The 12,073-nt window shown below is 42.2% G+C and carries 9 protein-coding genes; 2 read left to right on the forward strand and 7 right to left on the reverse strand.

The window, feature by feature from the left end; translation table 11 throughout:
- Positions 1 to 26: 26 nt before the first annotated feature.
- Entirely contained in the window at positions 27 to 1,307 is a 1,281-nt protein-coding gene (locus tag ABID99_RS13850; RefSeq protein ID WP_373614065.1) for a hypothetical protein, read from the forward strand.
- 93 nt (positions 1,308 to 1,400) lie between these two features.
- On the opposite strand, the gene ABID99_RS13855 is transcribed toward ABID99_RS13850, so the two are convergent.
- The 5 genes from ABID99_RS13855 to ABID99_RS13875 all read right to left on the reverse strand — a co-directional run bounded on the left by ABID99_RS13855 (position 1,401) and on the right by ABID99_RS13875 (position 7,827).
- Positions 1,401 to 1,847 (reverse strand): hypothetical protein, encoded by a 447-nt coding sequence (locus tag ABID99_RS13855; RefSeq protein ID WP_373614066.1) that lies wholly within the window; start codon positions 1,845 to 1,847, stop codon positions 1,401 to 1,403.
- Between the two features lie 9 nt (positions 1,848 to 1,856).
- A complete protein-coding gene (locus ABID99_RS13860) occupies positions 1,857 to 4,067 on the reverse strand; it encodes a PQQ-binding-like beta-propeller repeat protein (protein ID WP_373614068.1) in 2,211 nt (736 codons plus the stop codon).
- A 417-nt stretch (positions 4,068 to 4,484) separates the two neighbouring features.
- On the reverse strand, positions 4,485 to 5,795 hold the full coding sequence (locus ABID99_RS13865; RefSeq protein WP_373614069.1) for a hypothetical protein: 1,311 nt from the start codon (positions 5,793 to 5,795) through the stop codon (positions 4,485 to 4,487).
- A gap of 95 nt (positions 5,796 to 5,890) precedes the next feature.
- On the reverse strand, positions 5,891 to 7,183 hold the full coding sequence (locus ABID99_RS13870) for a hypothetical protein (RefSeq protein WP_373614070.1): 1,293 nt from the start codon (positions 7,181 to 7,183) through the stop codon (positions 5,891 to 5,893).
- The gene (locus tag ABID99_RS13875) at positions 7,180 to 7,827 is read right to left on the reverse strand and encodes an RNA polymerase sigma factor (protein ID WP_090524942.1); all 648 of its coding nucleotides are present in this window, start codon (positions 7,825 to 7,827) and stop codon (positions 7,180 to 7,182) included. Before ABID99_RS13875 ends, ABID99_RS13870 begins: the two co-directional genes overlap by 4 nt.
- Positions 7,828 to 8,410: 583 nt before the next feature.
- On the opposite strand from ABID99_RS13875, the gene ABID99_RS13880 reads away from it, so the two are divergent.
- Complete coding sequence (locus tag ABID99_RS13880) at positions 8,411 to 9,214, forward strand: glycosyltransferase family 2 protein (RefSeq protein ID WP_373614071.1); 804 nt, start codon at positions 8,411 to 8,413, stop codon at positions 9,212 to 9,214.
- An 85-nt stretch (positions 9,215 to 9,299) separates the two neighbouring features.
- On the opposite strand, the gene ABID99_RS13885 is transcribed toward ABID99_RS13880, so the two are convergent.
- Both ABID99_RS13885 and ABID99_RS13890 read right to left on the reverse strand, forming a co-directional pair.
- Positions 9,300 to 10,505, reverse strand: a complete 1,206-nt coding sequence (locus ABID99_RS13885) for a glycosyltransferase family 4 protein (protein WP_373614073.1) — start codon at positions 10,503 to 10,505, stop codon at positions 9,300 to 9,302.
- Positions 10,502 to 11,914, reverse strand: coding sequence for an oligosaccharide flippase family protein (locus ABID99_RS13890; RefSeq protein WP_373614075.1), 1,413 nt, complete (start codon positions 11,912 to 11,914; stop codon positions 10,502 to 10,504). The genes ABID99_RS13885 and ABID99_RS13890 overlap by 4 nt, the downstream gene beginning before the upstream one ends.
- Positions 11,915 to 12,073 lie beyond the last annotated feature (159 nt).

The following is a 12,073-nucleotide window of genomic DNA, read 5'->3' on the forward strand; positions in this document are numbered from 1 at the left end:
TAAACCACATTATTACCTGTAGATCAATGGAAAAGGAAAAACAATTGCTTTTGTTATGCCGGCAGCTTATTGAGCGAACCTTAAATTGGGGTGATAGTGATATTTGGGGTAATAATGACTTTGAGCAGCTAAGCCAGCAAATCTTTGATAAAACACGGGTACAGCTCAGTGTATCAACTCTGAAAAGGATCTGGGGTAAGGTGCGCTACGAAAGCTTCCCCAATGCAGCAACGCTGAATGCCCTTGCCCGTTTCCTTGACTACACCAGTTGGCGCGATTTCAGGCAGCACCACCAGGTTAACGGCGTAATTGAGTACCCGGTTAAAATAAATGATTCAGATACCTCAGTTGTGGCTCCGCTTTCAAAACCCGGTTTACGCTATATCTGGTTTGGCAGCGCATTGCTGCTGGTATTAGGCGCATTGTTTTTCATGAGCAGCAAGCGCAATAAACCAATTGATCCAGGCTCAATAAAATTCACCAGCAAGAAAGTTTCTGACGATTTGCCTAACTCAGTTGTATTTAATTATGATGCCTCAGCATTTCATTCTGATAGCGTTTTTATTCAGCAATCATGGGACCCTAATCGCCGCGAACAGGTACCCGGTGACGGCAAACAGTATACCTCTATCTATTATGATCCCGGTTATTTTATAGCAAAGCTCATTGTAGACAAACATGTGCGAAAGGAAACATCGGTATTTATTAAAACCAAGGGCTGGAAAGGCATCCTCGATCACCAGCCCATACCTGTTTATCTTTCGCCGGAAGAAATTAAAGGGCAGGGCTTTATGGGAATTACAGCAGATGTCATGGAGCAAAAATCAGGAACACCTGTTTTTAACAATACCTGGGTAAAATTTGCCAACATTCGCGAATTTCCAGGAATTAATGCAGATAATTTCACTATGGATTGCACCCTGCGCAATACCTCAACACCCGGCCAATCGGCCTGCGCCAAAGCCGACCTCACCATTTTAGGTAACGGTACTGCCATTGTGATCCCCATAGTAAACAAAGGATGCATCGCCGATATGGGCATTTTAACCGGTGAAGAATGGGTTGATGGCAAAAACCATGACCTGAGTGCCTTTGGTACAGATATGTCACAATTTCAAAACCTGAGATGCAGCGTTAAAGACCATTATCTGAAAATATATCTTAATAACAAACAGATCTTTGAATTTAAACAGGCTCACACCATGGGCCGTATTGTAGGCATCCGTTTTGAATTTGAAGGACCGGGGCAGGTAAAACATTATAAACTACAAACGCCCGGAGGAGCTGTTTATGAGGAGCAGTTTTAAGAGAGGCCGCTCGCGATCGTCAACTAAAAGACCTTAAACAACGTCATTGTTTCATACCTTATAATGACGTTGTTTTAATGTGGGCGATTATTCCTAATTTACCGAATTATCCTCTACCTTAATATCATACCCCTGGACAAGCAGATCACTCACGCTCGTGGTAAATGGTTTAACAAATTGCTCAATCTTAGCATAAGCCTCCTCAACGGCATCTTCATTTTGTGGGTCAAAAACAAGCTCATCCAAATTACTGATCGCCTTATTATCGCCACGATGCACATCGGCAATTAAAAATATACCTTTAGCATCACTTTTATGGTCGGGGTGATTTGGTTCTGTTTGAGCATTGATGGAAAATACCAACCCATAATCATCATCAGAGATATTTTTTAAAACAGTGACCTCCAATACAAGGCAAAAAGCGCCATTATCGCTGTAACATTGCTGCGTGTACTGGCATTTGATCAGATCCTGAAAATCATTTTCGGCCTTTAACCGTATCTGCTCGTACAAATCAAAAACTGCTTCAAATAAATCCATAAAGAGGTGTTAGTCGGTTAATCCAAAACAAACATAACTATCTCCCGACTTACTTCCAATTTTTCCACCGCCACAGGCAATAACTATGTACTGTTTACCATCAATTGAATAAGTTGTCGGGGTAGCATAACCCGCCGCCGGCAAATTAGCTTCCCAAACCACTTTGCCGGTACGTTTATCAAACGCACGGATCTTTTCATCCTTAGTTGCAGCAATAAAAATTAAACCTCCCTTGGTAACCAGGGGGCCGCCATAGTTTTCGGTGCCGGTTACAGGGATTCCTTTTTTGGTTAACTCAGGATACTCACCCAGCGGCACTTTCCAAAGCAACTTGCCCGATGTAAGGTTGATAGCATTGAGCGTACCCCATGGCGGTTTTATACCGGGATAGCCATCCTTATCTAAAAAACGGTTATAACCATTCATGGCATAATGTACTTCATCAAGCATTTTCTTTTCCGCCTCCGAACTGGCGGAGCGATTGCCGGTTGGTTCTTTGGCTACCTCTTTCGCCCCCTTAGTTTCCGGGATCTTGAGCAGGAAAGCAAGCAGGTTCTTTTTATCTGTGGGCGAAATCTGTTTAAAAGAAGGCATCATGTTGCGGCCGGCAGCAATAATACCGCTCACCTGATCGGCAGTATACTTTTTGCCGATGTTCACCAACGATGGATAGGATGTGCCATTACCCTTCAGTTCGGCACCGTGACAGCTGATGCAATTGGTATTATACACTACATGTCCCAATGCCTGCGGTGAATGATCGTTAGTGTTGGTTTTAGGTACATCTATCATCACCTGCGCCCATGGCATTTCAGAGCAGTTTACGTATAGTATCTTACTTTCAGGATCGACAGCAGCTCCGCCCCACTCGCCCCCGCCGTCAAAACCGGGGAAGATCCAGCCTCCCTCCTTGCTTGGCGGGGTGAACATGATCCGGTTTTTAACCTGGTTATATTTTGACAGCATTTCCCTGTGCACTTCGGGCGTACGGCCGGTAACATCTTCGGGATTAAACATTTGCCGGGCGAAAGGTTGCGGCAAAGTTGGGATGGGTTGCGTAGGCCAAACTTCTTCGCCGGGAAGGGCTTTGGTTGGCACAGGTGTTTCCACTATCGGGAATATAGGCTTTCCATTCGTTCTGTCGAACATAAATACATAACCATGCTTGGTGATTTGTGTTACGGCATCTATCTTTTTACCGTCTTTAACGATGGTTACCAGGTTTGGATTGGCGGGCAAGTCACGGTCCCATAGGTCGTGATGCACAAATTGGTAATACCATTTCAGCTTACCCGTAGCTGCATCAAGTGCCAGCAATGAATTGGCAAACAGATTTTGCCCTTTCCTGAACCCACCATAAAAGTCGCCACCTACTGAGCCGGTTGGAATGTACACGATCCCCCGCTTTTCATCCAAAGCCATACCCGCCCAATTGTTAGCTCCGCCAAATTTTTTGTAAGCCGTTGTATCTTTCCAGGTATTGTAACCCACTTCGCCGGGATGCGGTATGGTGTGGAAGATCCATTTTAGCTTTCCTGTACGGGCATCGTAAGCACGCACATGCCCAGGGGCTGCATCGGCTGATTCGGATACACGGTCACCAACAATCAATACATCTTTATAAACCACGCCGGGCGTAGTTCCTGCGACAAATGATTTGGTATCCCTGTCTAAATTCTTAGTAAGGTCGAGATAGCCACCCTTGCCAAATGAGCGCACCGGAGTGCCGTTTTCGGCATCAATAGCCCAGGTTTTAGCACCCACGCTGTAGAAAATCCTCTTTTCGCCGCCATTATCATTTTGCCAGTATATTACTCCGCGGCTCACTTTATAATAAGCCATAGGGTCGCCGTTATTGGTGGTATCATCCTTTGCTGGATCAAACAGCCACTTTTGCTGGCCCGTGGCAGCATTGAGCGCAAATAGCTTCAATTTAGGACTGGTGCCATACAAAATACCATCAACCATAATTGGGTTACATTGATTTTGGCTGCGGTTTGCGGTATCCTTATCGCCCGTACTAAAAGTCCACATCACTTTTAGCTTATTTACATTATTTAAAGTAATCTCTTCGTTTGATGAATATCGTAACCCTTCTTTTGAACCCGCATAGGCAGGCCAACCGCTATAGTTATTGTTTTGATTGCCTTGCTGATTTTTACAGGACGTATAAATACCTGCCACAAAACACATGGCTATAAAATACCGTGGCTTAATCATTTATAGGGATAATATTGGTGTTAAATTGGTTATGTATAAGGAAACGTTGCCCTCTAATGTATGAATAAAAATTATCTTATAAATAGAAGGAGGCGGTATTATAAATGATAAGCTTCATTTTTTAATCCAAATACCTTAAGCGATATTATAGTTTCTATTGAATTAATTTTTCTAACAAAACAGGGGTTAACAGGGTTAACACAATTCAAGGTTAATATTTATTTAAAATGCTTATAATCAATTAATTGATAAATTTTATAGCAAAAATATGTTAACCCCTTTTGTATAAATATTATCGGCTAAATTTAACTCATAGGTAACACAGCACTGGGGTTGTCAATTTATTTATGACGCAGCTTTTTCTATATAAACCTCCGTTCAAAAGGACACAACATCACCCAAACAGTAAAACGCCGTTTACTTCTTTACCAAGCTTACCGGTTCAACTTCCTGGCTCAGCAATTTGCCAAACAATTCCCAACGCTTTGCAGGAGCTTTGGCCGTGCCTCCGTTTGATTCAATGTAGTTTTTCACTAAATCCTGGCCGTAATTGTAGTTGATAACATAACTACGGTATTTTTTGATAAAGCTGATTGATTTTTGAGCCGTCTCATCGTTCATGAGGCAATACTTTCTAAGGTACGACAATGCTTTATCCTGGCTCATGGTATTATTGATCAAGCCTCTTGCAGCCTCATTGCGGGCGTAGTTTAAAGTTCCTTTTATGGCGAGGGCCTTAAAATACAGATCGGCACCGGCGGTATCCAAGCCAGCCAGCGGCAGCAATACATTTTTGGCAAACTTTATTTTATCATCACCAGGGAACGCTACCTCGATACCGTAATTGGCACTGCCCTCGGCAATTAACGATTGCGGACTAAACAACGGGTACAGAGAAATTTCAACCCAGCCTTTATCATGATAAAGGTTTTTCTCCAGCAGCATGTTGTATACATGGTGTCCGGGATAACTTTCATGACTGCCCACATCAATAGCCCGGTCAATAAAGATCTTCAGGTCGGTATTGATTTGTACGGTGCTTTTGTAACCTCCTTTATACCAGTTATAGCCCGACCATGACTTATTAGTTACATACTCCAACGTAAATGTTTCGCCGGCAGGCAGTTGGTAATGTGCAATTGTGCGCTTGCGGGCTTCGGCAATAGCCGCTTTTATAACAGGGTCTAATTTATCTTTTGAGATAATAAACTTATTGGCCAGTTTTTGAAACCTATCGTTCACGTTTCCTTTACCCGGTAAAATGCTGTCGAGCAGGGCTATCTGCCCCTTAAAAAAATCATCGGTATAAACCGGCGCTGCTACACCAAATAACTCGCGCGATTCTTCATCAAAAGGCCTCTCCTCTCCCGAAAAAATACGGATCCGGCGACTGAAGGCCACCAGTTGATCGGCCATCCAGTTAGCACGGATTTTATTAGTATCAGTTTTTGTAGTGTTGGCGATGGTACGCAGGTCATTCATCAGGCTGTTTGCCGATGCCAGCAGGCTATCCTTAGGGAAAGTTTTAAGAGGCTCGGATTTGGGTTTCAGTGAATCCGGCCCGTAATAAGCATCTACAAAATCGCCGTCGTATTGCCCTATTGCAAGGCCAAGCTTTACATATTCAACGGCAAGGCCGTTGAGTTTTTTATTTTCGAGTTGCTGTGCCGGGCCATGCCCACATGAAAATAGTAATAACAAGGGGGCAAAAAACAGTAGTTTTTTCATGGAGATTGATCTTGTGCGGTAAATGTGGCGCAAGATAATAATTCCATTTAGTATAAAAGGAATGCTGGCCTCAGCTTAAGGGTTGTACAAAATGCTTACGGCTTTCTGAACGAATTAAGATTATACGTTACCCCCACCGCTACCCCCGTAGACTGCAGTTTAATATCAGAATATCCAACTCCTGAAATTGGCACTTTCATATAAGGCTGAACGCTTACCCCAAACTTTGAGTTTATTTTGTGCTCATAAGTTGCATTTATGTTGATAATACTCAATAAATACCCCTTGCTGTTAGGTACGGTATAAGTTTGAGGCCATGCGGCACTATTAGCACCATCGCCATAATTATAAGTATATTTTTCGTGCAGCATCAGGTATGAGGATAAACCAGTACCCACCGATAATTTATTGCGAAAATTACCGTACACCTGGTAAGCTATATTAACTGGGATATCAAGCATTTTGCAATCGGCAGTTACATCAATTGGGTCATGCTTAAAGCTATATGTAGTATTATAATTAGCAAAGTTTGTACTGTAAGGCTTTGACGAATACACAACACCACTTGTAATAGTTAACTTTTTAGTGGCACCAAATGAAAGCAGTAAACCATAGTTGCTGCCAACTTTACCCTGAAAGGAATTTGTACCATTAACATCAGATGATGCCAGCGCCGTAATAGCCCATTGCGGCCGGTAACCAAAGCTCTGTTTAGTTATTTTTTTATTAGGTTTTGTTGCAGATGCTTGAAAAGGTTGCCTTTCAATATTTGTCTTAAAATCAGGAACAGCTAAAGGAGAAGATTGTATGTCAAGTGATAATGCCCTATTTGCCAGCAAATTTGAAATGGTACCATTATTACCAGTTGGCTCGGTACCTGCCATCAGGGCGTGATCGTGTTGCATAATGGTATCCCGGCTAATTCCCTTTTTGTTTACATCTGGAATATTATGGTGGGAGCCGGCAACAGATGGTATTAAGCTTATTTGACCTGTATGAGCATGATTGCCTGTATTGCTGTTGGCAGCTATGTTGCTGTTCCCGGCCGGCCGGGTTGTTAATAAACTGTCTGTTGGTGGTTGCGGCGTAACCCCGCCACTGGTTCCGGGATTTGTTTTAGGCGTAGCGGGCTTAACCTTAACCTGTTGTTGCCCTGCTATATTATCATCCTTTACATTAGGTTTAAAAAACCACCATCCTAAAAATAGCAGCAACATCGCTGCTATTCCGCTTGCAATTGGCAACCAGTAAACAATTCCACGACGTTTCTTGCCCTCGTCAAGCATTTGCTCAAGCGCATCCCAGTCATCCTCGTTAAACGATCGATGATTTGCCGGGTCTTCCAGCCTCTTCTTAAAAATGTTATCTAAATCTTCTTCGCTTTTCATCCTCTGATACCATTATTAAAAAAAGTTGTCCTTACATCTATACCTATGCCATTATAGGCCACAATCGGGTTAAAATCCATACCCCTGTTGTAATTGGTTTTATTAGCAGTTTCCTCTGCTTTTAATATCATTTGTTTTAGTTTATGCCTTGCTTTATGCAGGTTTGACTTTGATGTGCCCGGATTGATATTTAACATTTCCCCTATCTCTTCATGAGAATACCCGTCAATCGCAAAAAGGTTAAAAACAGTACGATAAGCCTGCGGCAACTGCTGTACCATAGCCAGCAGGTCTTCATAATTTAAATTTTTATCTGTCAGGTCCCCCTCGCTCACATTTTCTGCTTTTTCCAAATCCTCGGTATAAGCCATCTTTAAATTGGCCCGGTAATAATCAATAGAAACATTCATCATAATGCGGCCAATCCATGCTTTAAACGGCCTGGAAGTATCAAACCTGTCTATATGGGTAAATACCTTCATAAAGCCCTGGTTCATTACTTCTGCAGCCTCATCACGGTTGCCCGCGTAACGCAGGCAAATACCCATAGAAAAGCCATAAAACGCCTTATAGAGCATTTTCTGACTTTTCCTGTCCTGCTTTACGCAGCCATTGATCAGTTGATGTAACTCTTCTTCGCCCATATATGGGGTTTATAAACTCAGAATCAAACACATAAATTTAACCTTATCTACGCACATCACGGCAACTATTATTAAAAGGTTGCCTGTTGTGCAAAATAATTTAAATTTTTCACACTGTTGGATAAAATCATGCACACTTTTCTCAGCTACGGAAATCATTTATACAAAATATGCACAAGTTAATACAGCCTCAATAAATCCCTACAAATAATTATATTTTTGATAATGAGGCAACCGGTACGTGTGTTTATAGCGTAATACCATGTAAATCCCGCCTGTTTGAAAGGCCTTTTATGAGAATCGACATAAACCCAAACTTCCCCGTAAAAAATTGTAAAACCTGCGGGACCCGTCCGGTAATTGAACAAGCTAAAGATCGCTGGATTATCTTGTGTCCCAATCCGAATTGTCGAAATGCCATTTCTGACAAACTGATTAATATAACAGAATGGAATAAGCAAAATCCATAATGTTTTTTCGCCGGTTTATTTATCTTAAGGCAACCATCCCCAGAACATGCACGATATATATTATAAAGGGCACAACAAGCCCTTAATAATTTATATACTAATACTACTGCTGCATGGTACCGGTGTCTGTTGTGATCATTACTAAAAACGAAGCTGTCTTAATTGAAGATTGTATAAAAATGGCTTCTTTAATTACCGATGATATTGTTGTGATTGATAATGACAGTACCGATGGCACACCGCTTATTGCCTCCTGTTATGGCTGCAGGGTGTTTCAAAAAAGCTGGAGCGGATACGGCGCAAACAAAAATAAAGGGGTAGCCCAGGCCCGCTACAACTGGATCTTAAGTATTGATGCTGATGAGGCACCTGATTGGGAGCTTGTTAAATCGCTCCATAATTTAACCTTTGACAAACCGAATGTTGTTTACGATATCAAATTCAAATCATACTTTGGCAAAAAGCTGATCCGTTTTGGTAATTGGGGAAATGACCATCACCTGCGTTTGTTTAATCGTTCATTGGTAAAATGGGGTGAAACCGAAGTACACGAAACGTTGATTTTGCCTTCCGATGCCGAGATCAAAAGCATAGCGGGTTATATCCAACACCACTCTGTAACCGATATTGACGACTTTGAGCGTAAAGCTATTCTTTATGCGCAGCTAAGCGCAGCCAAATATTACAAAGCCGGTAAAAAGGCAACATTTATCAAGCTACATTTCTCGCCCGCTTTTGGCTTTTTACGCAATTACATTATCAGGCTTGGTTTTTTAGATGGAGCTGAAGGATTGGCTATAGCGCGTGTTATTTATAAAAACACACGCCTTAAATACGCTTATCTGAAACAATATAAAGAGCTGTCTCAAACGCGAAACACCTATCGTAACGAGTTGGCTATAGAGCAGATTAACTAACCAAGGTATGGTATGTATAGTTGGCAGTGTGAAGTCAAAATTAAACAGGATTTTTGACTTGCAACTAAGTACTATATACTTAAAACTATTTGTCCAGCACCTGTTGATAAAACTGCAACGTTTGCCTCGCCACAATATCGATATCAAAACATTCTTTCACTTTTTCGTTGCCGGCTAAAGCAAGTCGCAGGCGTTTTTCAGGCTCATTGAGCAATGTAATTATTGCCGATGCCAATTGCTCAACATTGTCCGGATCTATCAGCAGCCCGTTAACGCCATCATCAATAAGTTCGGGGCCGGATGTGCGGTTTGAATTGATCACCGCCGTTCCGCATGCCATGGCCTCTAACGGCGCAAGTGCAAAAGCTTCGGCATACGACGGGAATACTGCCACTGCCGAATTACTTAAACAGGTGTAAAGTTCATCCCTCCCCACATGCCCTCTAAACACAATACTGCTTTTTGCATCCTTCTGCAAGCAGGCGATTACTTTATTTACCGGGCCTTTCCCCAGTATCAGTAACCGGGCATCAGGGACCTGTTTTATAACTGTATTCCAGGCCTCCGCTAACTGAAAAATCCCTTTTTTTTGAACAAGGCTCCCCGTAAATACCACCTGTTTTTTATCAACAAGGGGACTGTTTTCAAAGGCTACGTTTGTATCAATACCATTATGCAACACCATGACGGGCTTGTTATATGACAGGTAATCAGCGCTTTTTTTTGCAGTATAGGCGCTTGCACTGCTAACAGCCGCTGCGCGGTTTAAAATATCCTGCTCCATTTTCAAAACATGCGGTGCAATTAGTATCCCTTCCTCAGCATTAAAGTAGGTGATGGAACCATTCAATTTAACAACTACAGGAACAGGTAGTGTGGGGAACGGCACATATGATTTACAAAACCTGATATAGTCATTATAATCGGGCATTTCAATAATATTGATCTGCTCATCAGCTATAATGTGCGCCAGTTTTTTTTGATAAGCCGCAAGGCTTCTTTTTATATCCCGTTGCGTAATACCTGTATCCAGTAATATCCTGTTGAACATCCGTACCCCGGCAGACCGCTGATTTTCAAACCACTTATCATCAATACCCCAGCGATATCTCAAAACTTTTACACCTTCATCCTCAAATTCATCGGCGCCTCCATATCCGCGGCTGTACAACCCGGCAACAATTACCTTATGTCCCAGCTTTACCATTTGCCGGGCAATGAGCCGCACATAGGTTCCAATGCCGCCATGCGGTCCGGGAGGATATTCATCGCACAGGTATAAAATGTTCATTGCGCTAAAAACTGTTTACTGTTTTGAATATTACGACTGCTCAATTGTTTTGATATTAAAGCTATTAACAGATAAAAAACTACCCCCAATAAAAGCCTGAACAAGAAATGTATGTTGATTGAAGCTGTTATAAACCAGCCGGCCAAAGCAGCAGGAAGTAGTATCACAAATGGCCGTAAGCTGATATGCATAATATTTTCATTCACCAACCTGTAATAAAGCACCGCCTGTAATATATTGGTAATTAAAAATGCCACAGCCGAACCAATACCATTCAATAGCGGGATCAATATCAGGTTAAGCGCAATATTTGTTGTAGCACAGATTACGGTAACAGATGATACAGCCTTGTACTTTTTAACGCTAAAACTTAACGACCAAAGCAGGTTTATGAAAAACTGCAGGGGTATACACAATGACAGGATCAAAAATTCGGTAGCATTGGCAGCGCCATATTTGCCGCCGGTTATCATCCCCACTACAGGTGTCCAAAGTATATTAAGGACAAGTGGTAAGAGCATAGCCAACAGCAACTCGACTGTATTAAAGGAATTTACCTGCTCCTGCAATTGGTTAGATGGCTTTAAGGCCATCAGCCTTGACAGGCGCGGTAAAATAACGGGAGCTATAACAAGCATGGGCAGGCGCGAAAGCTCATAAGCCCGGTATGCAAAACTATAGTCGGCCAACACGGTTTTGCTTGCCATAAAACCCAGCAACAGCCAGTCCATCCGCGACAAGCTCATATCAAATATTACCGATACATACTGCGCCGTGGCCTCTTTAAGCAACTTTTTATAAGCCCGAAGTTGAAATTTAAAACTAAAATCTGTTTTCGTGATAACATACATGAGCAGTGCCAGCAATTCGGCCCCGGCTGTGCCTATCATTACCATTACTACAGAACGAACTTGTAATTGCTGTATAGTAATAAGATAGAATGCACCACAAACCCTTAAGCTGTTACTTATAACGGCGATTATACCATAGGGCGTAAATTTTTCCTTTGCGTTTAGAAACTGTTTTAACGGAATACCCAGGAAAAGCAGGCCCTGGGCTATAAAAAACCATGGCAGCGCCTGGTAGATATTGTCGTGCAATATTAAACTTAATAATAACAATACGCCCAGGGTTACAAAAAAAGTAGCGAGCGAATGGAACAAAAATGCCGCCGCCGCCCAATCCGACCGTTGTGAGGCTGCTATACGCCTGATCACTACCTGTTCCAGTCCAAACCCCAAGATGGTGGTAACAAATATAGATAAGGCATTCATCCAGCTAATGGCTCCAAAGCTGTCCTTACTCAGGTAAACAGAAATAATATAAAAAAAGATACTGCCAAGCACCTGCAAGGCAAGTGCCTGCAAACCTGACGAAAAAAACCTGATGAACGCTTTACTCCTGAACAACGACGTATATGTTTATACTCTTATACTATTGTTTTTATCGGCCGGTTGCCTGTAACATTTTAATATCCCGGTTAAATATCTGCATATATCAGCACATTAACGAGGCAACCATTCCATTTTTTGGCACGTAACCTATTTAAACGAAACAATTGCGACAAG

This window comes from Mucilaginibacter sp. OAE612, assembly GCF_041806395.1.
Classification (GTDB): Bacteria; Bacteroidota; Bacteroidia; order Sphingobacteriales; family Sphingobacteriaceae; genus Mucilaginibacter; species Mucilaginibacter rubeus.

Excerpts from the sequence above, each read along its gene's own strand:
- ABID99_RS13850 (WP_373614065.1), top strand. The coding sequence starts at position 27 with ATGGAAAAGGAAAAACAATTGCTTTTGTTATGCCGGCAGCTTATTGAG.
- ABID99_RS13855 (WP_373614066.1), bottom strand. The coding sequence starts at position 1,847 with ATGGATTTATTTGAAGCAGTTTTTGATTTGTACGAGCAGATACGGTTA.
- ABID99_RS13860 (WP_373614068.1), bottom strand. The coding sequence starts at position 4,067 with ATGATTAAGCCACGGTATTTTATAGCCATGTGTTTTGTGGCAGGTATT.
- ABID99_RS13865 (WP_373614069.1), bottom strand. The coding sequence starts at position 5,795 with ATGAAAAAACTACTGTTTTTTGCCCCCTTGTTATTACTATTTTCATGT.
- ABID99_RS13870 (WP_373614070.1), bottom strand. The coding sequence starts at position 7,183 with ATGAAAAGCGAAGAAGATTTAGATAACATTTTTAAGAAGAGGCTGGAA.
- ABID99_RS13875 (WP_090524942.1), bottom strand. The coding sequence starts at position 7,827 with ATGGGCGAAGAAGAGTTACATCAACTGATCAATGGCTGCGTAAAGCAG.
- ABID99_RS13880 (WP_373614071.1), top strand. The coding sequence starts at position 8,411 with ATGGTACCGGTGTCTGTTGTGATCATTACTAAAAACGAAGCTGTCTTA.
- ABID99_RS13885 (WP_373614073.1), bottom strand. The coding sequence starts at position 10,505 with ATGAACATTTTATACCTGTGCGATGAATATCCTCCCGGACCGCATGGC.